A 22538-nucleotide genomic window follows, 5' to 3' on the forward strand; every position below is an offset into this window, starting at 1 on the left:
GGCGCATCATCGCTGTGTTAACGTGATCGCTTCTGAACTTTCATCACGGAGAATATCGTGAGCAACAAAGGGCAACTCCTACAAGACCCCTTCCTGAACCTGCTGCGCAAGGAGCATGTTCCGGTTTCGATCTACCTCGTCAACGGGATCAAATTGCAGGGCCACATCGAATCTTTCGATCAGTACGTGGTTCTCCTGCGCAACACCGTGACGCAGATGGTCTACAAGCACGCGATCTCGACGGTCGTGCCGGGCCGTGCCGTGAATTTCCACGCGGCCGAACCAAACGATCCGACCGCTTGATCGTGACCCGCGCGCCACGCCTGTCGCCTTGAGTTCCGCGGAATCGATCGCCCTGAACGGGTCGCAAGGCCCCGCCCGGGCGATCCTTGTCGGGGTCGACTTCGGCCGCGGCAAGGCCTTCGACGCGTCGCTCGACGAACTTGCGTTGCTGGCCGAATCGGCCGGCGACGTGGCCGTTGCGCGCGTGGTCGCGCGTCGCAAGGCGCCCGATGCGGCGCTGTTCATCGGCTCGGGCAAGGCCGACGAGATCAAGGCGCTGGTGCAGGGCCACCAGGCCGAGGCGGTGCTGTTCGACCAGGCCTTGTCGCCGGCGCAGCAGCGCAACCTCGAGCAGCACCTCGGTGTCGCCGTGGCCGACCGCACGATGCTGATCCTCGAGATCTTCGGCGAGCGCGCGCAGAGCCACGAGGGCAAGCTGCAGGTCGAGCTCGCGCGTCTGCAGTACCTCTCGACACGGCTGGTGCGGCGCTGGAGCCACCTCGAGCGCCAGAGCGGCGGCATCGGGATGCGCGGCGGTCCGGGCGAGGCGCAGATCGAGCTCGACCGTCGCATGATCGGCGAGCGCATCAAGGGGCTGAAGAAGCAGCTCGAGCGCGTCAAGAAGCAGCGCAGCACGCAGCGCCGTTCGCGCGAGCGCAACCAGACCTTCCGCGTCTCGCTGGTCGGCTACACGAACGCCGGCAAGTCGACCCTGTTCAACGAGCTCGTCAACGCGAAAGCCTACGCGGCCGACCAGCTGTTCGCGACGCTCGACACGACCACGCGCCAGCTGCATCTCGACGGCGTGCCCCGTTCGGTCTCGCTGTCCGACACTGTCGGCTTCATCCGCGACCTGCCGCACAAGCTGATCGAGGCGTTCGAGGCGACCTTGCAGGAGGCCAACGACGCCGACCTGCTGCTGCACGTCGTCGATTGCGCGAGCCCGGTGCTTGCCGAGCAGACGACCGAAGTGCAACGTGTGCTCACCGAGATCGGCGCCAGCGGCATTCCGCAGGTGCTGGTGTTCAACAAGCTCGACCAGCTCGAAGAGACGCAGCGCCCGCGCGAGCTGCGCGACCTGCTCGAGCTCGACGCCGGGCTGCGCGTGCCGCGCGTGTTCGTCAGCGCGCGTACCGGCGAAGGCATGCGCGAGCTGCGGCAGATCCTGATCGAGGCGGTCGGCGGCGCACTGGCCGGCGCCTTGAACCGCCCCGGAGCGACCCCAGATGACATCCGGCTGCAGCAGGTCGACGACGACGAAGAAGAAGACGACGACGTTGGCGGCGACGATGCCGCCGATCCGCCGGCGCACCCGGCAACCCACCATACCCTCCCATGACCATGAGCCAGACGACTTCTGAAGGCCGCTTTCGGCGCCTGCGCGCGCGCGCAGCCGGCTGGGTGCTGATGAGCAACGGCCGCGGCGATGGCCCGCCCGACCTCGACGAACTCTGGCGCGACTTCAATCGCAAGCTCAGCGGCCTGTTCGGCGGCAAGGGCGGCGCGCCGCGCGGCCCCAGCGACGGCGGCGGCGGCGGGAACTTCCAGCCCGACATGAAGAGCGCCGGCGTCGGCGCGAGCCTGGTGGCCGGTGTGGTCGTGATGATCTGGCTCGGCAGTGGCTTCTTCATCGTGCAGGCGGGCCAGCAGGCGGTCGTCACGTCGTTCGGCAAGTACGCGAAGACGGTCGAGGCCGGTTTCCAGTGGCGCATGCCCTATCCGTTCCAGGCCCACGAAACGGTCAACTTCACGCAGCTGCGCACCGCCGAGGTCGGACGCAATGCGGTGATCGCCGCGACCGGGTTGCGCGATTCGTCGATGCTGACCCAGGACGAGAACATCATCGACATCCGCTTCACGGTGCAGTACCGGCTGAAGGACGCGCGCCAGTTCCTGTTCGAGAACCAGAACCCCGAGGCCGCCGTGACGCTGGCCGCCGAATCGGCCGTGCGCGAGATCGTCGGCAAGAGCAAGATCGACTCGGTGCTGTACGAGCAGCGCGACGCGATCGCCACCGAGCTCGTCAAATCGGTGCAGGGCCAGCTCGACCGGCTGAAGGCTGGCATCGTGATCGTCAACGTCAACGTGCAGAGCGTGCAGCCGCCCGAGCAGGTGCAGGCCGCGTTCGAGGACACGCTGAAGGCCGGACAGGACGGCGACCGCCTGAAGAAGGAAGCGCTGGCCTACGCGAGCGACGTGATCCCGAAGGCCAAGGGCACCGCGTCGCGCCTGCATGAGGAGGCCGAAGGCTACAAGGCGAGCATCGTCTCCGAGGCCGAAGGCAATGCGCAGCGCTTCAACAGTGTGCTGGCCGAGTACCAGAAGGCGCCGACCGTGACACGCGATCGCATGTACATCGACACGATGCAGCAGGTCTACACCAACGTCAGCAAGGTCCTGGTCGACGCACGCAGCAACTCGAACCTGCTCTACCTGCCGCTGGACAAGCTGCTGCAGCAGAGCGCTGCCGCGCCGACCGTCGTGACGCCGGCGGCGCCGTCGCCCGAGACCACGACACCGCTGAGCCCGGCCGACGCGCGTTCGCGCGATAACCAGCGCAGCCGCGATCGCGAGAGCCGCTGAAGCGACGGCCCTGAGGAGAACAACAAGATGAATCGCATTGTCCTGATCGTCGGCGGCCTGCTGGTGGCGCTGATGCTGCTTGCCTCGACGCTGTTCGTGGTCGACCAGCGCCAGCTGGCCGTCGTCTACGCGCTCGGCGAAATCAAGGAAGTGATCACCGAACCGGGCCTGCACTTCAAGCTGCCGCCGCCGTTCCAGAACGTGATCTTCCTGGACCGCCGCATCCAGACCATGGACAGCCCCGAGACGAGGCCCATCTTCACCGCCGAGAAGAAGAGCCTGGTGATCGATTGGCTCGTCAAGTGGCGCATCACCGAGCCGCGCCAGTTCATCCTGAACAACGGCTCCGACATGCGCAGCCTCGAGACGCGCCTGAGCCCGATCGTGCACGCGGCGTTCAACGAAGAGGTGACCAAGCGCACCGTCGGCGAAGTGCTGTCCAGCGGGCGCGACAAGGTCATGCAGGACGTGCGTGGCCGGCTCAGCGACGAGGCCAAGTCCTTCGGCATCGAGATCCAGGACGTGCGCATCAAGCGCGTCGACTTCGTCGCCAACATCACCGATTCGATCTACAGCCGCATGGCGTCGGAGCGCAAGCAGGTCGCGAACCAGTTGCGCGCGACCGGCGGCGCCGAGGGCGAGAAGATCAAGGCCGACGCCGATCGCCAGCGCGCGGTGATCGTCGCCGAAGCGTTCCGCGATGCACAGAAGCTCAAGGGCGAAGGCGACGCGAAGGCCTCGGCGATCTTTGCCGAAGCATTCGGGCGCGATCCGCAGTTCGCGAAGTTCTATCGCAGCCTCGAGGCCTATCGCTCGAGCTTTCGCACCAAGTCCGACGTGATGGTCGTCGACCCGACCAGCGAGTTCTTCCAGGCCATGCGCAGCGGTGGCCCCGGCACGCCGGCGGGCGCCGCGAAGAAGAAGTAGCCCGGTGGCTGCTTCGGCGCCGGATTTCTGGGAGCTGCTGCTCGGCGCGTTCGCGCTGATGCTGGTGATCGAAGGCATGCTGCCCTTCATCAGCCCGCTCAAGTGGCGCGCGGTGTTCGAACGGGCAATGCGGATGAGCGATGGGCAACTGCGCTTCGTCGGCCTCTCGAGCATGCTTGCGGGCCTGGCTCTGCTGTACATCTTCCTGTCGTGAGCGGGCGACGGCCGCGACGGAGCACGCCGGTACAATCTCGTTTTTAACCCCCCGGCGTTTTCACATGTCATCTGCTTGGCTGCTGCCCGAGCACATTGCCGATGTGCTGCCCGCGCAGGCACGGCACATCGAGGAACTTCGCCGCGGCTTGATCGACGTCGCCCGCAGCTACGGTTGCGAGCTCGTGATGCCGCCGCTGCTGGAGCACATCGAGTCGCTGCTGTCGGGGGCCGGGGCCGGTCACACGCTCGACCTGAAGACCTTCAAGCTCGTCGACCAGCTCAGCGGCCGCACGCTGGGCCTGCGTTCGGACAGCACGCTGCAGGTCGCGCGCATCGATGCGCACCTGCTGAACCGCAGCGGCGTCGCGCGCCTTTGCTACTGCGGGCCGGTGCTGCACGCGCGTCCCGAGGGCTTGCATGCGACACGTGAGCCGCTGCAGTTCGGCGCCGAGATCTACGGCCACGGCGGGCTCGAGGCCGATCTGGAAGTTCAGGATCTGGCGCTCGACTGCCTGCGCAGCGCCGGCCTCGCGGGCGCGACGCTCGACCTCGGCGATGCCCGCATCGTGCGCGGCCTGCTCGCCGGCGTGGTCGCCGGCACCGAAGAGCTCGGCGAGGTCTACGCGGCGCTCGCGGCCAAGGACGCGGCCGCGCTGCGCGTCTTGTCGCGCGGCTATCCGGACGAAGCGCGGGGGGCATTGCAGACGCTCGTGACGCTCTACGGCGGCGCCGAGATTCTCGACATCGCGCGGCGCGAGCTGCCGCCGCGCCCGCTCGTGCAGGCCGCACTCGACGACCTGCAGTGGCTGGCGCAACGCGTCGAGCAGGCGCACCCCGAGGTGAGCGTCGGCTTCGACCTCGCGGACATCGGCGGCAACGGCTACTACAGCGGAGTGCGCTTCGCTGCGTTCGTCGCCGGCTCGCCCGATGCGGTCGCGCGCGGCGGCCGCTACGACGAGGTCGGTGCGGCCTTCGGGCGCAACCGGGCGGCGGTCGGCTTCAGTCTCGACCTCAAGGGACTCGCGGCGATCGCGCCGGCGCAGCCGTTGCACGCCGCGATCCGCGCGCCCTGGGCCGAAGACGCGGCCTTGCGCGCGAAGGTGCGCAGCCTGCGCGAGCAGGGCGAAACGGTGGCGCGGGTGTTGCCCGGCCACGAGCACGAAGCACAGGAGTTCGCCTGCGACCGCGAACTCGTGCTGGCGAACGGCGCGTGGACCGTGCGGCCGCTTTGAGCGCCGCGCCGCCCGCTGCCCCGCGAATTTTCAGCATTGGACGATCTGACATGCAAGCATTGAACACACGCGCCGACGCGAAAGCGGCCGGGCACAACGTCGTCGTCGTCGGCACCCAGTGGGGCGACGAAGGCAAGGGCAAGGTTGTCGACTGGCTGACCGATCACGCGCAAGCCGTCGTGCGTTTCCAGGGTGGCCACAACGCCGGCCACACGCTGGTGATCAAGGGGGTGAAGACCGCTCTGCAGCTGATTCCGTCGGGCATCATGCGCGACGGCGTGGCCTGCTACATCGGCAACGGCGTGGTCGTCGATCCGACGCACCTGCTCAGCGAGATCGAACGCCTCGAAGCGATCGGTGTCGAAGTGCGCTCACGGCTCTTCATCAGCGAGTCGTGCCCGCTGATCCTGCCGTTTCACGTCGAGGTCGACAAGGCGCGCGAGGCGCTGCGCGAGCAGAGCGGCGCCGGCAAGATCGGCACGACCGGCAAGGGCATCGGCCCGGCCTACGAAGACAAGGTCGCGCGCCGCGCGCTGCGCGCGCAGGATCTGAAGCATCCGGAGCGTTTCGCGAAGAAGCTGCGCGAGCTTCTCGAGCTGCACAACTTCGCGCTCGCCGGCTACCTGCAGTCGAAGGCGCTCGAGTACCAGCCGATCTTCGAGCACGCGATGCGCGTCGCCGAGCAGCTCAAGCCGATGCTCGCCGACGTCGGCTACATCCTGCACAACGCCAATCGCGACGGCGCCAACATCCTGTTCGAAGGCGCGCAGGGCACGCTGCTCGACATCGACCACGGCACCTACCCGTACGTTACCTCGAGCAACTGCGTCGCCGGCAACGCAGCGGCCGGCGCCGGCGTCGGGCCCGACCTGCTGCACTACATCCTGGGCATCACCAAGGCCTACACGACGCGCGTCGGCAGCGGCCCGTTCCCGACCGAGCTGCCAATGGACGTGCCCGGCACGGTCGGCCACCACCTCTCGACTGTCGGTCAGGAGCGCGGCACCGTCACGGGCCGGCCACGCCGCTGCGGCTGGCTCGACGCCGCGCTGCTGAAGCGCTCGGTCATCATCAACGGCATCTCGGGCCTGTGCATCACGAAGCTCGATGTGCTCGACGGCCTGCCCGAGATCAAGGTCTGCGTCGGCTACGAGCTGCACGGCCGGCGCATCGACATCCTGCCGCTCGACGCCGACGACATCGTCGCCTGCGTGCCCATCTACGACACCTTCGAAGGCTGGACCGACAGCACCTTCGGCGTCACCGAATGGGACAAGCTGCCGCGCAACGCGCGCCGCTACCTCGAACGCGTGCAGAGCCTGATCGGCGCGCCGATCGACATGGTCTCGACCGGCCCCGACCGCGAGCACACGATCCTGTTGCGCCATCCGTACAAGGGCTGAGCGCCGCCTCGCTATGCTTGGCGCAGGCACACGATTCACCTCGGATTCACCTCGACAACCGCACCGATCTTGAAGGGTTCTGCATGCTGACCGACGATGGCAAACACCTGTACGTGAGCTGGGACGAATACCACATGCTCATCGAACGGCTGGCATTGAAGATCGCCGGTTCGGGTTGGGAGTTCGACCAGATCCTGTGCCTGGCGCGCGGTGGCATGCGCCCCGGCGACGTGATCTCGCGCGTGTTCGACAAGCCGCTCGCGATCATGTCGACGAGTTCGTACCGCGCCGAGGCGGGCACGATCCAGGGCCGGCTGGATCTGGCGAAGTACATCACGATGCCGAAGGGCGAGCTGGCCGGCCGCGTGCTGCTGGTCGACGACCTGTCGGACTCCGGCGTGACGCTGCGCGCGGTCGTCGATCGGCTGCGCGGTATGCCGTCGATCAGCGAACTGCGTTCGGCGGTGATCTGGACCAAGGGCGTCTCGACCTACACGCCCGACTATTACGTCGAGCTGCTGCCGACGAGCCCGTGGATTCACCAGCCGTTCGAGGAGTACGACGACATGCGGCCCGACGCGCTGGCGAAGAAGTTCGTGATTTGAACCGCGATTTGAACCGAACGAAAAACAGAAGCACAAAGCAAAAAGGCCAGCACTCGCGTGCTGACCTTTCACTTATTCTTGGTGCCCAGGAAGGGACTCGAACCCCCACGGAGTTACCCGCTAGTACCTGAAACTAGTGCGTCTACCAATTCCGCCACCTGGGCATTTCAGGAAGTCTTGGACTATATCATCAAAACAAACACATTGAAGAATTCAAACCCGATCGGCACCGAACTGATGGCCGAAGTGGAAGGCACGGTGCAAGGGCACCGTGATGGGCACGGCTTCGTCGTGCGCGACGACCGTCAGGCCGATCTGTACCTGTCGCAGCAGGAGATGCGCGCGGTGCTGCATCGCGATCGCGTCAAGGCGCGCATCGTGCGCTACGACCGCAAGGGTCGGCCCGAGGGCCGCGTGCTCGAGATTCTCGAGCGGCGGCGCGCGCCGATCATCGGCCGCCTGCTGCACGAAAGCGGCGTCTGGCTGGTCGCCCCCGAAGACAAGCGCTACGGACAGGACATCCTGATCCCGAAGAACGCGATCGCGAATGCGAGCGCGGGGCAGGTCGTCGCGATCGAACTGACCGAGTCGCCGTCGATGTACTCGCAGCCGGTCGGCCGCGTCACCGAGGTGCTCGGCGAGATCGACGATCCCGGCATGGAGATCGAGATCGCGGTGCGCAAGTACGAGGTGCCGCACCAGTTCTCGCCCGAGACGCTGGCGCAGGCCGCGAGCCTGCCCGACAAGATCCGGCCGATCGACCGCAAGGGCCGCATCGACCTGACCGACGTCGCGCTGGTCACGATCGACGGCGAGGACGCGCGCGACTTCGACGACGCGGTGTACTGCGAGCCGGCCGTCGTTGGCAAGCGCGTCGGCCGCGCCAAGACAACGCCGAACGGCTGGCGGCTGATCGTCGCGATCGCTGACGTGAGCCATTACGTGAAGCCCGGCGAGCCGATCGACGACGACGCCTACGAGCGCGCGACCTCGGTCTACTTCCCGCGGCGCGTGATTCCGATGCTGCCCGAAAAGCTCAGCAACGGGCTGTGCTCGCTGAACCCGTACGAAGACCGGCTCGCGATGGTCTGCGACATGCTGATCACCGCCAGTGGCGAGATCCACGCGTACCAGTTCTATCCCGCGATCATCTGCTCGCACGCGCGCTTCACGTACAACGAAGTCGCCGCGATCCTCGCGAACACACGCGGCCCCGAAGCCGCGAAACGCAAGGATCTGGTGCCCGACCTGCTGAACTTGCACGAGGTCTATCGAGCCTTGCTGCGCGAGCGCACCAAGCGCGGTGCGATCGACTTCGAGACCACCGAGACGCAGATCGTCTGCGACGAGAACGGCCGCATCGAGAAGATCGTGCCGCGCACCCGCACCGAGGCGCACAAGCTGATCGAAGAGGCGATGCTCGCGGCCAACGTGTGCTCGGCCGATTTCATCGAGCTCTCGAAGCACCCGTCGCTGTTCCGCGTGCACGAGGGGCCGACCCCGGAGAAGCGGGTGCTGCTGCAGAACTACCTGCGCGCGCTCGGTCTGGGCCTGTCGATCAGCGACGATCCGAAGCCGGGCGAGTTCCAGGCCATCGCCGCGGCCACGAAGGACCGGCCCGACGCGATGCAGATCCACACGATGCTGCTGCGCTCGATGCAGCAGGCGATCTACACGGGCATCAACGCCGGCCACTTCGGCCTCGCGTACGAGGCCTACACGCACTTCACGAGCCCGATCCGGCGCTATCCCGATCTGCTCGTGCACCGCGTGATCAAGGCGCTGCTCGGCGGCAAGCGCTACCACCTCGTGACCGGCGCGAGCAACCCGGCGCCGAGCAACCGCAAGACGACCAAGCCGGTGCGCACCGCGACCGCCGAAGAAGAGAAGTGGGAAGTCGCCGGCGTGCATTGCAGCGTCAACGAGCGCCGTGCCGACGAGGCCTCGCGCGACGTCGAGGCCTGGCTCAAGTGCCGCTACATGCGCGAGCACCTCGGCGAGGAGTATGGCGGCACCGTCAGCGCGGTCGCGAGCTTCGGCCTGTTCGTGCAGCTCGATGGCCTCTATGTCGAAGGGCTGGTGCACATCACCGAACTCGGTGGCGAGTACTACCGGTTCGACGAAGTTCGACAGGAACTGCGCGGCGAGCGCAGCGGCGTGCGCTATGTGGTCGGCTCGCGGGTGCGCGTGCAGGTCAGCCGCGTCGATCTCGACGGCCGCAAGATCGACTTCCGCATGGTCCGCGAAGGCGAGGACGACGCGGGCCTGCTGCGCGCGCGGCGCGACAAGGCGAACGCCACGGCAGCCGGTGAATTGGCCGCGGTGAAAGAGACCGATCGCGCGGTCAAGGCCGCGACGAAGAAGGCGCAGAAGGCACGCGGCGGCAGTGGGGCGACACACCCGGTGCGCGCGGCGAAGTCGGCCGCGCGCAAGTCCGGCGGGCGCGCTGCCGGCGGCAAGTCGCAAGCCCGGCGTTGAAGCGGCGCCGACCGGCGCTCACCCGCACCAGCGCGGCGTCGACGCACTGCGCACGCCAGGCATCCCGAACGAAGAAGGAGAAGGAGACAGATGACGATTCGATTTGACGGCCGCGTGGCCATCGTGACCGGCGCCGGCGGCGGCCTGGGCCGGCAACATGCGCTGGCGCTGTCCGCGCGAGGCGCGAAGGTCGTGGTCAACGATCTCGGCGGCTCGCTCGATGGCAATGGCGGCACGGCAACGGCGGCGCAACGCGTCGTCGACGAGATCCACGCGGCCGGCGGCGAGGCGATCGCCAACGGCGCGTCGGTGACCGACGCCGCCGCGGTGCAGGCGATGGTCGACGCGACGATGGCGCGCTGGGGCCGGGTCGACATCCTCGTCAACAACGCCGGCATCCTGCGCGACAAGAGCTTCACGAAGATGGCGCTCGACGACTTCCGCCTCGTCGTCGAGGTGCATCTGATGGGTGCCGTGAACTGCTGCAAGGCGGTGTGGGACCTGATGCGCGCGCAGAACTACGGCCGCATCGTGATGACGACATCGTCGAGCGGCCTGTACGGCAACTTCGGCCAGTCGAACTACGGCGCCGCGAAGATGGCGCTGGTCGGACTGATGCAGACGCTGTCGATCGAGGGCGCGAAGAACGACATCCGCGTCAACTGCCTCGCGCCGACCGCGGCGACGCGCATGACTGAGAACGTGATGCCCGAGGCCGTGCTGAAGCTGCTGCAAGCCGAAGCGGTGACGCCGGGCTTGCTCGCGCTGGTCGCCGAAGACGCGCCGACACGGGCGATCCTGTGTGCCGGCGCCGGCGCGTTCGAGCGCGCGCATGTCACCCTGACCCAAGGCGTGTTCGTCGGCCTGCCCGACGATGCGGCCGAGCAGGTCGCCGCCAACTTCGCGGCGCTGTCGGATCGCGACGGCGAAGCGGTGCCCGAGAGCGGCAACGCGCAGGGCACGATCGAGATCGGCAAGGCGATGCGCGCGCTGGCGTGAGCCGGCGACGCCAACGAGACCCGCGCTAACGCGCGTACAGGCGTTCGATCAGATCGCCGGCGCGCAGCGCGCCCGAGGGTTGAGGTTCGGCCGCGGCGCCATGCTCCGCGACTGCTTGCCGGGCGACGCCGAACGCGGCCGCCGCTTCGTCGCCGGCGGCGCACTGCGCCCAGCGACCGGCGAGCCACCCGGCGAGCACGTCACCGGTGCCGGCGCTCGCGAGCGCGGCATTGCCGGTGGCATTGATGCGCGCCGTCTCGCCAGGTGCGGCAATCACGCTGCCTGAGCCCTTCAGCACGACGACGCAGCCAAAGCGGTCGGCCAGCATCTGCGCGGCGCGCAGGCGGTCGGCCTGCACTTCGGCGGTCGTGCACGCGAGCAGGCGCGCGGCTTCGAGCGGATGCGGCGTCAGCACCGTCGCGTGACCGCGTGCGGCGCGCGCCTGCAGCAGGGCGGCCAACGCGGCGTCGGCAGCCAGCGCGTTCAGCGCGTCGGCATCGAGCACCAGCCGGCGCGCCAGGCTCAGCAGGCGCGGCAGCGGGGTGCGCACCGCATCGCCGCCGCCGCAGCCGCAGACCACGGTGCTGCCGACCACGGTGTCGGCGGCGCCGCGCGCCCAGTCGCGGCGGAACATCAGCTCGGGGCGCGCCGGGTCGAGGTGCAGGGCCGCGGGTGAGCGATCGAGCAGTTCGACATAGACCCGGCCCGCGCCGGCCGCGTGCGCCGCGCGCGCCGCAAGCAGTGCGGCGCCGACCATCCCCGGTGCGCCGCCGATGACGGCGACATCGCCGAAGCTGCCCTTGTGTTGCGCATGACGACGTGGCGCGATGCCACCGTTGCCCGACAACCAGGCGGAGGGTGCATGCGCCGACGAAGCGACGCCGAGATCCTCCAGCCATGTCGCGCCCGCGTGGTCGCGGCCCGCGGCGGTGAACAGACCCGGCTTCAGCGTCAGCAGCGCCAGCGTGTGCGAGGCGATCACGGCATCGGCACCGAGCGCTTGACCCGTGCCGGCATCCAGACCCGACGGCAAATCGATCGCCAGCACCGGGCAGCACAGCCCGTTCAGTGCGCGGATGCAGTCGGCGAGCGCCCCGACGGGCGCGCGGCTCGCGCCGACGCCGAGCAGCGCATCGATCGCGAACTGCGGCCCGCCGGCCGGCGTCGGCACCGTGCCGATCGTCACGCCGGCGGCGCGCGCACGCGCAAGCGCGTCTGCCGCATCCGCGGGCAATGCCGCCGGATCGCCGATCAGCGAGACCTCGACGTCCTTGCCCAACGCGCGCAGCCGTGCGGCCGCCTCGAGGCCGTCGCCACCGTTGTTGCCAGGCCCGGCGGCGACCCAGAAGCGCTGCGCGTGCGGTGCGAGCGCGAGCGCGAGCCGCGCGACCGCGTCGCCGGCACGGTGCATCAGCGTGTGCGGCGGCAGTGAAGCCGTGGCGCGCCGCTCGATCACGCGGGTCTGCGCGGCGTCGAACAACGCGAGCTCGTCGGTGATCGGCAGCACCGGGCGCATCGTGTTCAGGCCTGCAGGCGCTCGATGCCCAGGCCTTCGATGTCGATCGCGGGCGTGCGCCCCGCGATCGCGTCGGCCAGCAGCCGCGCTGATCCGCAGGCCAGCGCCCAGCCGCTCGAGCCGTGGCCGAGATTCAGCCAGACGCCGTCGATGCCGCTGCGGCCGAGCAGCGGCGGGCCGTCGGGCAGCATCGGGCGCGCGCCCTTCCAGACCTGCGCCTGGCTCAGCCGCGCGCTGCCGGGGAACCAGTCGTGCAGCACCTTGTAGAGTGTCTCGACCGCGCGCGGATCGTGCCGCTCGGATGCGCCGCCGATCTCGGCACTGCCGGCGACACGCAGTCGCGCACCCATGCGGCTGATCGCGACCTTGTAGCGCTCGTCCATCAGTGCCGAACGCGGCCCGGTGTCGCCATGCGCGTCGGCGCGACGCAGCGGGGCAGTGATCGAGTAGCCGTAGACCGCCTGCATCGGCAGCTTCAGCCCGAGCGGGCGCAGCAACGCGCCGGAGGCGAGCGCCGCACAGACGACGACGGCGTCGAAGCTTTCGGTGATCGGCAGCAACGCCATCGGCTCGGTGTCCTGCGCATCGTCCGGCCCGCTGTCGGACGCGACGTTCATCAACACCGTCGGCTCCTCGGGCGGCGCGTGCATGTGGACGAGTTGCGGCGCGCCGCCAGCGAGGATCTTCTGCACCTGCGTGTGGAAGCGAAAGCGCACGCCCGCGCGCTGTGCCTCGCCGCGCAGCAGCATCGAGAACTGCCGGCAGTTGCCGACCTCGTCGTCGGGCAGGTAGACACCACCGTGCAGCGCGGTCTCGGTGCTCAGCCCGGGCTCGACGACGCGGCATTGCGCGGCATCGAGAATCTCGAAGCGCGTGTTCAATTCAGTCAGCGAGGCAAGGCCGGGCTGCACGAGCGCCAGGTCTTTCGCGCTGCGCAGCAGCACGAGGTAGCCATCGCTGCGCTCGTAGTCGAGCTTCAGCGCGCGCGTGAGCTCGCGCAGTCGGCCGCGGCTGAAGTACGCGAGGCGCTGCATGCGCAGGCGATTCGCCTGGTACGTGCGCAGCTTGCAGGCGCGCCACCAGCGCCACATCCAGGCAATCTCGCCGGCGCCGAGGCGGGCGTGAACGCGCACCGGTGCATGCCGGCTCATCAACAGGCTGAGCACCTTGGCCGGCATGCCGGGCGCGGCCCACGGCGTGACATAGCCCGGTGCGACGACGCCGGCGTTGGCGAAGCTCGTCTCGCCCGCGACACTGCCGCGGCGCTCGAACACGGTCACCTCATGGCCGTCGGCCGCGAGTTCCCATGCGGTGGTCACGCCGATGACCCCGGCACCGATCACGGCGACCTTCATGCCGTGACGCCGCTCAGCGCCGCTTCGATCGCCAGTGAGGCGTCGAGCACCGCGTCGTCGCGCAACGCGGCGCCCCAGACCATCAGGCCGACCGGCAACTCGCCGCGAGCGTGACATGGCAGCGAGAGCGCGCAGCCATCGAGCATGTTGACGATCGCCGGATTGCGCAGCAGCAGCGCATTGGTCGCGAAGAAGGCCTCGTCGCTCGCGAGCAGCGGCGCGATCGGCGGCGCGACGATCGGGACGGTCGGGCCGAGCATCGCGTCGTAGCCGACGATGGCGGATTCCATCCGCGCGATCCAGGCGCGGCGGGCATGCAGCAGGTCGATGTAGTCGGCGGCAGACATCGCCTCGCCACGGCGGATGCGCTGTGCGACGCGCGGGTCGTACTCGGCCTGGTGCTGCGCCAGCAGGTGCCGGTGCCAGGCCCAGGCCTCCGGCGGCGAAAAGCTCGCAGGAACGTCGGCCAGCGCGGGCAGGGCGATCTCGTCGATCTGCGCGCCGGCCGCGCGCAGCACCGCGAGCGCACGGTCGAACGCGCGATGAACGGTGTCGTCCAGTGTGTCGAGCATGAGCGTCGTCGGCACCGCCAGGCGCAGCGTACTGGACGCTCGGCCGGTCAGGGGGACACGGCGATCGGCAAGCACCTCATGCACCAGCACCGCATCGGGCACCGAGCGCGTGATCGCGCAGACGGTGTCGAGCGTCGTCGACAGCGGGATCGCGCCGTCGGTCGGCGTCAGGCGCGCGGTGTTCTTGAAGCCGACCAGCCCTTGCAGCGCTGCCGGGATGCGGATCGAGCCGCCGGTGTCCGAGCCGAGCGCCGCCCATGCGGCGCCGGTCGCGACAGAGACGGCGCCGCCGGACGTCGATCCACCGGGAATGCGCGGCTGCGGGTCGAGCGCCGCCGTGGCCGCGTTGGCCGGCGTGCCGTGGTGCGGGTTGATGCCGACACCGGAGAACGCGAACTCCGACATGTTGGTCCGGGCTATCAGCGCGGCCCCGGCGCGGCGCAGGCGCGCGACAGCCGGGCAGTCGGCGGCGGCCGGCGCGTTCTTCGCGAGCACCGTCGAGCCGGCCGTCGTGACCTCGCCCTGCACGTCGAACAGATCCTTGACGCTGATCGCGAGGCCGCCCAGCGCGGGCACCGCCGCACCCGCGTCGCGCAGCGCATCGATGGCACGGGCGCACACCCTCGCGCTGTCGAACGAGGTGTGCAGGAAGGTGTGGCGGTTGGCTTCGGAGCGCGCGGCCTCGATGCAATCGTCGAGCAGGGCGCTCGCGCTGGTGCGCTCGCGCAGGCCGGTCAGGTCAGGTGTCATGGCGATGCTATAATCGATCGGCTTGGCTGGGAGCGGCGCGGTGCCGCACCTCGAACAAGCAAATCGCGAACCGGCTGTTGAAAGGTGTTGCGACGATCAGTCTTCTTGCAGGGTTTGATGCAGGAAACAAGTCGTCGCGATTCGAGCCGGATTCTAGAACCAACCTTTGGAGTCCTCATGACTGTCACCATGCGTGAAATGCTGGAAGCCGGTGTCCACTTCGGGCACCAGACCCGCTTCTGGAACCCCAAGATGGCCCCGTACATCTACGGCCATCGCAACAAGATTCACATCATCAACCTCGAGAAGACGCAGCCGCTCTTCAACGATGCGATGAAGTTCGTGCGCGGCATCGCCGCGAAGCGCGGCACGATCCTGATGATCGGCACGAAACGCCAGGCCCGCGAAGTGATCAAGCAGGAAGCACAGCGCGCCGGCATGCCCTTCGTCGACCAGCGCTGGCTCGGCGGCATGATGACCAACTTCAAGACCGTCAAGGGTTCGCTGAAGAAACTGAAGGACATGAAGGCGCAGGTCGAGGCCGGCACCGAGATCCGCATCAAGAAGGAAGCGCTGATGTTCCAGCGCGACCTGATCAAGCTCGAGAAGGACATCGGCGGCATTCAGGACATGAACGCGCTGCCCGATGCGATGTTCGTGATCGACGTGGGGTACCACAAGATCGCGATCCTCGAAGCCAAGAAGCTCGGCATTCCGATCATCGGCATCGTCGACTCGAACCATTCGCCGGAAGGCATCGACTACGTGATTCCGGGCAACGACGACTCGTCCAAGGCCGTCGCGCTGTACGCGCGGGCTGTGGCCGACGCGGTGCTCGAAGGCAAGGCGAATGCGACGAACGAAGTCGTCCAGGCCGCCGCCGCCGAGGGTGACGAATTCGTCGAAGTCAGCGAAGGCGCCTGATGCCCCGAGCCCGGCTCGCGAACGCGAGCGCCGGGCACTGAGAGAAAGGGGCCGATGGCCCCTTTTCTTCACCTGAACACAAGGAGTTATGAAGATGGCTGCAATCACTGCAAGCATGGTTGGCGAGCTGCGCGCCAAGACCGACGCGCCGATGATGGAATGCAAGAAGGCGCTGACCGAGGCCGAAGGCAACATGGAACGCGCCGAAGAGTTGCTGCGCGTCAAGCTCGGCAGCAAGGCAGGCAAGGCCGCGTCGCGCATCACGGCCGAAGGCGTGATCGTCTCGGCCGTCGTCGGTAGCGCCGGTGCACTGGTCGAGGTGAACTGCGAGACCGACTTCACCTCGAAGAACGACATGTTCCTCGCGATGGCCAACGCGTGCGCCCGCCTCGTCGCCGGGAAGAATCCGGCCGACGTTGCCGCGCTGTCGGCGCTGCCGTACGCGCAGGACGGCTACGGCCCGACCCTGGAAGACGTGCGCAAGGGCCTGATCGGCACGATCGGCGAGAACATGTCGATCCGCCGCTTCAAGCGCTATGAAGGCGCGAAGCTGGCGAGCTACCTGCACGGCACGCGCATCGGCGTGATGGTCGAGTACGAGGGCGACGAGGTCGCCGCGAAGGACGTGGCGATGCACGTCGCGGCGATGAAGCCGGTCGCGCTGCAGTCGTCGGATGTGCCCGCGAAGCTGATCGAGACCGAGCGTTCGGTCGCGACCCAGAAGGCAGCCGAGGATGCCGAGAAGGCCAAGGCCGAAGGCAAGAACCCGCAGTCGGCCGAGATCGTCGCGAAACGCATCGACGGTTCGGTCGCCAAGTTCCTGAAGGAAGTGAGCCTGTTCAACCAGGCCTTCGTGAAGAACGACAAGCAGACCGTCGAGCAGATGCTCAAGGAACGCGCGACGACCGTGAAGGGCTTTACTTTGTACGTCGTCGGCGAAGGCATCGAGAAGAAGGTCGACGACTTCGCGGCCGAGGTCGCTGCCCAGGTGGCGGCAGCGAAGAGCGCCTGATCGTTCGCAGCTCCGACCGGCGGCCCGCCGCACGGGGGCGGGCGCCGACTTTCGAGGCTTTAAGACTTAGACTTCGCGCCAACCGTGCCACAAGCACCACCACCACGATCGGGAGCCCGACCCATGGCCGCCTACAAGCGCATCCTGCTGAAACTCTCCGGCGAGGCCCTGATGGGCGACGACGCCTACGGCATCAACCGGGCCACCATCGTGCGCATGGTGCGTGAGATCCAGGAAGTCACGCAGCTGGGTTGCGAGGTTGCGGTCGTGATCGGTGGCGGCAACATCTTTCGCGGCGTGGCCGGCGGCGCCGTCGGCATGGACCGAGCGACCGCCGATTACATGGGCATGCTCGCGACCGTGATGAATGCGCTCGCGCTCGCCGACACGATGCGCCAGGAGGGCATGACGGCGCGCGTGATGTCGGCGATCGGCATCGAGCAGGTCGTCGAGCCTTACGTTCGGCCGAAGGCGCTGCAGTACCTCGAGGAAGGCAAGGTCGTGATCTTCGCCGCCGGCACCGGCAACCCGTTCTTCACGACCGACACCGCCGCCGCGCTGCGCGGCGCCGAGATCGGCGCGCAGATCGTGCTGAAGGCGACCAAGGTCGACGGCGTCTACACCGCCGATCCGAAGAAGGACCCGAGCGCCACGCGCTACTCCGAACTCACGTTCGACGAGGCCATCACGAAGAACCTGCAGGTGCTCGACGCGACCGCGTTCGCGCTGTGCCGCGACCAGAAGCTCCCGATCCGCGTGTTCAGCATCTTCAAGCCCGGCGCGCTGCGGCGCGTCATGCTGGGCGAGGACGAGGGCACGCTGGTTCGCGTCTGAGGCCGCCGATCCAGTTTGATTGAAGAGGTGTTGTCATGAGCATTGCCGAGATCAAGAAGACCGCCGAGCAGAAGATGGCGAAGTCCATCGAGGCGTTCAAGAACGAACTGCACAAGATTCGCACCGGGCGTGCGCACCCGGGCATCCTCGATCAGGTGCAGGTCGATTACTACGGCTCGATGGTGCCGATCAGCCAGGTCGCCAACGTCAGCCTGCTCGACGCGCGCACGATCAGCGTGCAGCCCTGGGAAAAGGGCATGGGCGCGAAGATCGAGAAGGCGATTCGCGAGTCCGATCTCGGGCTGAACCCGGCGACGCAAGGCGATCTGCTGCGCGTGCCGATGCCGGCGTTGACCGAAGAGCGTCGCAAGGAGCTGACCAAGGTCGTGCGCAACGCCGGCGAAGACGCGAGGATCGCGGTGCGCAACCTGCGGCGCGATGCCAACGAGCACGCGAAGAAGCTGATGAAGGACAAGGAGATCAGCGAGGACGAAGAACGTCGCTCGCTCGACGATCTGCAGAAACTCACCGACCGGACGATCGCCGAGATCGATCGCCTGGTGACCGGCAAGGAAGCCGAGATCATGGCGGTTTGAACTTGAGCGCTGTTCCCGCTCCCGATATTCGCGCGGTGCCACGGCACGTCGCCATCGTGATGGATGGCAATGGCCGCTGGGCCAAGAAGCGCTTTATGCCGCGCTTTTTCGGCCACAAGCAGGGCGTCGATGCGCTGGTGCGCACGGTGCTGAGCTGCGCCGACCGCGGCATCGAGTACGTGACGGTGTTCGCGTTCTCGTCCGAGAACTGGAAGCGGCCGACCGAAGAGGTTTCGGGGCTGATGGGGCTGGTGCTGGTCGCGGTCGCGAAATACCTCGGCAAGCTCGCCGACAAGGGCGTGCGCATCCGCATCGTTGGCGATCGCACCCAGGTCTCCGACAAACTGCGCCAGGCCTGGGAACAGGCCGAGGCGAGTACCCGGAACAACACGCGCATCACGCTGTCGGTGGCCTTCAACTACGGCGGCCGTTGGGACATCGTGCAGGCCTGCCGCCAGGCGATCGCCGCCGGCATCGCGCCGGAAGACCTCGACGAGGCCGCGCTGAACAGGTACATGGCGCTGAGCCATGCCCCTGACCCGGACCTGTTCATCCGCACCGGCGGCGAAGTGCGCATCAGCAACTTTCTGCTGTGGCAGGCGGCGTACGCCGAGCTGTTCTTCAGCGACTGCCTGTGGCCAGAGTTCGGCGATGCCGAACTCGACGCCGCGCTCGCCGAATATGCGCGTCGCGATCGACGCTTCGGCGCGGTCGAAAGCGCCAAGCCGAGCTGATGGTGCCCCCGAGCTCACTGTGTTCGCGGCCCACCGAGGGCGCGCAGGCCGCCAAAGGCCACGCAGGGGCCCCTGCGTGGCCCTGGGCGACCCGTCGGGCAGCCTGACATGCTCAAGCAGCGGGTCATCACCGCGCTCCTCCTGATCGCGATCCTGCTGCCGGCCTTGTTCGCGAATGCGGCCTGGCCGTTCGCGCTGCTGTCGCTCGCGCTGATCGCCGCCGCCGGCTGGGAGTGGGGCCGGCTCAACGGTGCCGGCGCCGCCGCGATCGCATGGGGGGTTCTGCTCGCGGCGATGTGCGCGGCCGGCCTGTGGGCCGGCTGGAGCGATGCGCCGCCGCGTGCCGTCTGGTGGTCCGCGATGCTGGCCTGGGTGCTGGGGGGCGCGTTCGTGCTGCGCGGCGGGCCGACAGGCTGGCCGGCGGTACCGGTCGTCGTGCGCTGCGCAATCGGCGTGCTGCTGCTCTGGACGGCGTGGCTCGCGCTCGCGACGGCGAAGACCGTCGGCGTCAATTTCATCCTGTCACTGCTCTGCCTCGTCTGGGCCGCCGACATCGCAGCCTACTTTGGCGGCAAGCGCTTCGGCCGACGCAAGCTCGCGCCCGGGATCAGCCCCGGCAAGAGCTGGGAAGGCGTCTGGAGCGGCATGCTGGGCGCGCTCGCGCTGGCGGCGTTCTGGCTCTGGCTCGATACGATGTTCCGGATGGATTCGCTGAGCCTGTACCTGCGCCTCTACGGCCGTTTCGGCGTCGCCGGGCTGGTGCTGGTCGTCGTGTTTCTCGCGGCCATGAGCGTGGTCGGCGATCTGTTCGAGTCGCTGGTCAAGCGCGCGGCCGGCGCGAAGGACAGCAGCACGCTGCTGCCCGGCCACGGCGGCGTGCTCGACCGGGTCGATGCACTGCTGCCCGTGCTGCCGATCGCGATGGCATTGATCACGGTATGAACACGGCAGGCTCGGTGACGCTTCAGCGCGTCTGCATTCTCGGCGCGACCGGTTCGGTCGGCACGAGCACACTCGACGTGATCGCGCGGCATCCGGATCGCTTCGAGGTCTTCGCGCTCACCGCTCACAGCCGCATCGACGTGCTGTTCCAGCAGTGCCTGCAATGGCGGCCGCGCTTCGCCGTCCTGCCGGAAGCGGCGCAGGCCGCCGATCTGCGCGCGCGGCTCGCGGCACACGCCATCGCGACCGAAGTGCTCGCCGGCGCGCAGGCGCTGTGCGATCTCGCGGCGCACCCGGAGGTCGACGCGGTGATGGCGGCGATCGTCGGCGCCGCCGGCCTCGCGCCGTGCCTGGCCGCCGCGCGCGCCGGCAAGCGGCTGCTGCTGGCGAACAAGGAAGCGCTCGTGGTCGGCGGCGCGCTGTTCATGGACGCGGTGCATGCGGGCGGTGCGACCTTGCTGCCGATCGACAGCGAGCACTCCGCGATCTTCCAGTGCCTGCCCGAAGATCGCGCTGGCTGGGCGCGGCGCATCGACCACATCCTGCTGACCTCCTCCGGCGGCCCGTTCCGCCAGCGCGACCCGGCGTCGATGTCGACCATCACGCCCGACGAAGCCTGCGCGCATCCCAACTTTGCGATGGGCCGGAAGATCTCGGTCGACTCGGCGACGATGATGAACAAGGCGCTCGAGGTGATCGAGGCGCGCTGGCTGTTCGAGCTCGAGCCGCAGCAGATTCGCGTCGTGATCCATCCACAGCAGATCGTGCATTCGATGGTCGTGTGCCGCGACAACTCGGTGCTCGCGCAGCTCGGTACGCCCGACATGCGGGTGCCGATCGCGTACGGCCTGTCGTTCCCCGAGCGCATCGAGTCCGGCGCCAGCCAGCTCGACTTCACGACGCTGTCGGCGCTGACCTTCGAGGCCCCCGATTTCGAGCGCTATCCGGGCCTCGCACTCGCGTGGGAGACGCTGCGTGCGCCCGAGGGCAGCACGACGGTGCTGAATGCGTCGAACGAAGCCGCGGTCGCGGCGTTCCTGGCCGGAACCATCCGCTTCGACCAGATTCACAGCGTGATCGCCCACGCGCTCGAACACGTGGATGTGCGCTCGGCGGGCAGCGATTCGCTGCCGGCGCTGCTCGAGATCGACCGGCGCGCGCGCCGCCAGGCGCTGCAGTTCGTGAAAGGCCTCGCACGATGAACTTGCTCTCGAACATTCCGGCATTTCTGCTGACGATCGGCGTGCTGGTCGTGATCCACGAGTACGGGCACTACCGCGTCGCGGTCGCCTGCGGCGTGAAGGTGCTGCGCTTCTCGGTCGGTTTCGGCCGGGTGCTGTGGCGCCGCCAGGCCACGCCCGAGAGCACCGAGTTCGTCGTCTGCGCGATACCGCTCGGCGGCTACGTGAAGATGCTCGACGAGCGCGAGGCGCCGGTCGCGCCCGACGAACTCAGCCGCAGCTTCAACCGCAAGCCGCTGTTGCAGCGCGCCGCGATCGTCGCGGCCGGGCCGGTGGCCAACCTGCTGCTCGCGGTGCTGCTGTACGCCGCCGCGCACTGGATCGGCATCGACGAGCCGAAGGCTGTGATGGGCCCGCCGGTCGCCGCAAGCCTGGCCGAGCGCGCCGGGCTGCGCAGCGGCGACTGGGCGCGCGAGTGGTCGAGCGACGGCGTCGAGTGGCACGAGGTCCGCTCGATGGGGGACCTGCGCTGGGAAGTGACGCAGGCCGTGGTACGCGGTGCGCCGCTGCAGCTGATGGTGACCGATCGCGCGGGCCATGCGCGGCGCAGCGTCTCGCTCGCCCTCGACACGCTGGGCACCAGCGAGGTCGACGCGAAGCTGATGCAGCGCATCGGCCTGGGCTACCCGTTCAGCGAACCGGTACTCGGCGAAGTGAAGGCCGGCGAGCCGGCCGCGCATGCCGGGCTGCGCAGCGGTGACCGCGTGCTCAGCATCGACGGGGTCGCGATGGCCGATGCCTTCGCGGTGCGCGACGCGATCCGCAGCAGCGGCCGCAGCGGCGTCGCGAAGACGATGCAGTGGCACATCGAGCGCGGCGGCCAGACGCTGGAACTCGGGGTGACGCCGGCGATCGTCAACGACGGCAGCCAGCAGGTCGGCCGGATCGGCGTTGCGCCGGGTCAGCCACCCGAGATGGCGAATGTGCGCTACGGCGTGTTCGAGGGCTTGTCGAATGCGGTCACGCAGACCTGGCAGATGTCGACGCTGACTTTGAAGCTGCTCGGCAAGATGCTGATCGGCCAGGCCTCGCTGAAGAACCTCAGCGGGCCGCTGACGATCGCCGATGTGGCGGGCCAGTCGATGCGGCTCGGGCTCGCCGACTATCTGAATGTCCTGGCGGTCGTCAGCATCGGCCTCGGCGTGCTCAACCTGCTGCCGCTGCCGGTCCTCGATGGAGGACACCTGATGTATTATCTTTTCGAGGGTGTGACGGGCAAGCCGGTCTCCGAGTTGTGGCTTGACCGGCTGCAGCGTGGCGGGGTGGCCATCATGCTCATGATGATGTCCCTGGCTCTCTACAACGATGTGGCCCGCCTCCTGGGCCTGCAATGACCG

21 protein-coding genes and 1 tRNA gene are annotated in these 22538 nt (G+C 68.2%); 18 read left to right on the forward strand and 4 right to left on the reverse strand.

Translation table 11 applies throughout. The features are described from left to right. Window positions 1-57: 57 nt before the first annotated feature. The 8 genes from hfq (at window position 58) to AC1DTW_RS10875 (ending at window position 7248) form a co-directional block, all read left to right on the forward strand. Window positions 58-303, forward strand: a complete 246-nt coding sequence (gene hfq / locus AC1DTW_RS10840) for an RNA chaperone Hfq (protein ID WP_477981096.1) — start codon at window positions 58-60, stop codon at window positions 301-303. Between the two features lie 28 nt (window positions 304-331). Next, window positions 332-1621 (forward strand): GTPase HflX, encoded by a 1290-nt coding sequence (gene hflX / locus AC1DTW_RS10845; RefSeq protein WP_477981097.1) that lies wholly within the window; start codon window positions 332-334, stop codon window positions 1619-1621. Further along, window positions 1618-2865: an FtsH protease activity modulator HflK gene (gene hflK, locus AC1DTW_RS10850; RefSeq protein ID WP_477981098.1), complete on the forward strand. Its 1248-nt coding sequence runs from the start codon at window positions 1618-1620 to the stop codon at window positions 2863-2865. The genes hflX and hflK overlap by 4 nt, the downstream gene beginning before the upstream one ends. A 27-nt stretch (window positions 2866-2892) precedes the next feature. Then, a complete protein-coding gene (gene hflC, locus AC1DTW_RS10855; RefSeq protein ID WP_477981099.1) occupies window positions 2893-3792 on the forward strand; it encodes a protease modulator HflC in 900 nt (299 codons plus the stop codon). Between the two features lie 4 nt (window positions 3793-3796). Beyond that, the gene (locus AC1DTW_RS10860) at window positions 3797-4006 is read left to right on the forward strand and encodes a DUF2065 domain-containing protein (protein ID WP_477981100.1); all 210 of its coding nucleotides are present in this window, start codon (window positions 3797-3799) and stop codon (window positions 4004-4006) included. Window positions 4007-4070: 64 nt separating this feature from the next. Continuing rightward, on the forward strand, window positions 4071-5240 hold the full coding sequence (locus tag AC1DTW_RS10865; protein WP_477981101.1) for an ATP phosphoribosyltransferase regulatory subunit: 1170 nt from the start codon (window positions 4071-4073) through the stop codon (window positions 5238-5240). A 50-nt stretch (window positions 5241-5290) separates the two neighbouring features. Further along, a complete protein-coding gene (locus AC1DTW_RS10870; protein WP_477981102.1) occupies window positions 5291-6643 on the forward strand; it encodes an adenylosuccinate synthase in 1353 nt (450 codons plus the stop codon). Window positions 6644-6726: 83 nt separating this feature from the next. Further along, the gene (locus AC1DTW_RS10875; protein WP_477981103.1) at window positions 6727-7248 is read left to right on the forward strand and encodes a phosphoribosyltransferase; all 522 of its coding nucleotides are present in this window, start codon (window positions 6727-6729) and stop codon (window positions 7246-7248) included. 79 nt (window positions 7249-7327) lie between these two features. On the opposite strand, the gene AC1DTW_RS10880 is transcribed toward AC1DTW_RS10875, so the two are convergent. Continuing rightward, window positions 7328-7412: transfer RNA gene (locus tag AC1DTW_RS10880), tRNA-Leu, on the reverse strand. A gap of 40 nt (window positions 7413-7452) precedes the next feature. On the opposite strand from AC1DTW_RS10880, the gene rnr reads away from it, so the two are divergent. Both rnr and AC1DTW_RS10890 read left to right on the forward strand, forming a co-directional pair. Then, window positions 7453-9726, forward strand: a complete 2274-nt coding sequence (rnr, locus tag AC1DTW_RS10885; protein ID WP_477981104.1) for a ribonuclease R — start codon at window positions 7453-7455, stop codon at window positions 9724-9726. A gap of 90 nt (window positions 9727-9816) precedes the next feature. Next, on the forward strand, window positions 9817-10725 hold the full coding sequence (locus tag AC1DTW_RS10890; RefSeq protein WP_477981105.1) for an SDR family NAD(P)-dependent oxidoreductase: 909 nt from the start codon (window positions 9817-9819) through the stop codon (window positions 10723-10725). Between the two features lie 25 nt (window positions 10726-10750). Here the strand turns inward: AC1DTW_RS10890 and AC1DTW_RS10895 are convergent, their stop codons facing one another. Genes AC1DTW_RS10895 through AC1DTW_RS10905 form a run of 3 tightly spaced genes read right to left on the reverse strand, consistent with a single transcriptional unit; the run spans window position 10751 to window position 14918 of the window. Beyond that, on the reverse strand, window positions 10751-12241 hold the full coding sequence (locus AC1DTW_RS10895) for an NAD(P)H-hydrate dehydratase (RefSeq protein ID WP_477981106.1): 1491 nt from the start codon (window positions 12239-12241) through the stop codon (window positions 10751-10753). 5 nt (window positions 12242-12246) lie between these two features. Beyond that, window positions 12247-13596, reverse strand: a complete 1350-nt coding sequence (locus tag AC1DTW_RS10900) for an FAD-dependent oxidoreductase (protein WP_477981107.1) — start codon at window positions 13594-13596, stop codon at window positions 12247-12249. Continuing rightward, a complete protein-coding gene (locus tag AC1DTW_RS10905; protein WP_477981108.1) occupies window positions 13593-14918 on the reverse strand; it encodes an amidase in 1326 nt (441 codons plus the stop codon). Before AC1DTW_RS10905 ends, AC1DTW_RS10900 begins: the two co-directional genes overlap by 4 nt. A 177-nt stretch (window positions 14919-15095) precedes the next feature. On the opposite strand from AC1DTW_RS10905, the gene rpsB reads away from it, so the two are divergent. From rpsB to rseP, 8 genes are all read left to right on the forward strand, one after another. Continuing rightward, the gene (rpsB, locus tag AC1DTW_RS10910; RefSeq protein ID WP_477981109.1) at window positions 15096-15842 is read left to right on the forward strand and encodes a 30S ribosomal protein S2; all 747 of its coding nucleotides are present in this window, start codon (window positions 15096-15098) and stop codon (window positions 15840-15842) included. A 94-nt stretch (window positions 15843-15936) separates the two neighbouring features. Then, window positions 15937-16854 (forward strand): translation elongation factor Ts, encoded by a 918-nt coding sequence (gene tsf / locus AC1DTW_RS10915; protein WP_477981110.1) that lies wholly within the window; start codon window positions 15937-15939, stop codon window positions 16852-16854. Between the two features lie 123 nt (window positions 16855-16977). After that, window positions 16978-17688: a UMP kinase gene (gene pyrH / locus AC1DTW_RS10920; protein WP_477981111.1), complete on the forward strand. Its 711-nt coding sequence runs from the start codon at window positions 16978-16980 to the stop codon at window positions 17686-17688. A gap of 35 nt (window positions 17689-17723) precedes the next feature. After that, window positions 17724-18284: a ribosome recycling factor gene (gene frr / locus AC1DTW_RS10925; RefSeq protein ID WP_477981112.1), complete on the forward strand. Its 561-nt coding sequence runs from the start codon at window positions 17724-17726 to the stop codon at window positions 18282-18284. Between the two features lie 2 nt (window positions 18285-18286). Then, window positions 18287-19018, forward strand: coding sequence for a polyprenyl diphosphate synthase (uppS, locus tag AC1DTW_RS10930; protein ID WP_477981113.1), 732 nt, complete (start codon window positions 18287-18289; stop codon window positions 19016-19018). Window positions 19019-19126: 108 nt separating this feature from the next. After that, window positions 19127-19960: a phosphatidate cytidylyltransferase gene (locus AC1DTW_RS10935; RefSeq protein ID WP_477981114.1), complete on the forward strand. Its 834-nt coding sequence runs from the start codon at window positions 19127-19129 to the stop codon at window positions 19958-19960. Further along, window positions 19957-21162 (forward strand): 1-deoxy-D-xylulose-5-phosphate reductoisomerase, encoded by a 1206-nt coding sequence (gene ispC, locus AC1DTW_RS10940; RefSeq protein WP_477981115.1) that lies wholly within the window; start codon window positions 19957-19959, stop codon window positions 21160-21162. Before AC1DTW_RS10935 ends, ispC begins: the two co-directional genes overlap by 4 nt. Before the next feature lie 2 nt (window positions 21163-21164). Then, window positions 21165-22535, forward strand: a complete 1371-nt coding sequence (gene rseP / locus AC1DTW_RS10945) for an RIP metalloprotease RseP (RefSeq protein WP_477981310.1) — start codon at window positions 21165-21167, stop codon at window positions 22533-22535. Window positions 22536-22538: the final 3 nt, after the last annotated feature.

The sequence above is a fragment of the Rhizobacter sp. P5_A1 genome (assembly GCF_056400745.1).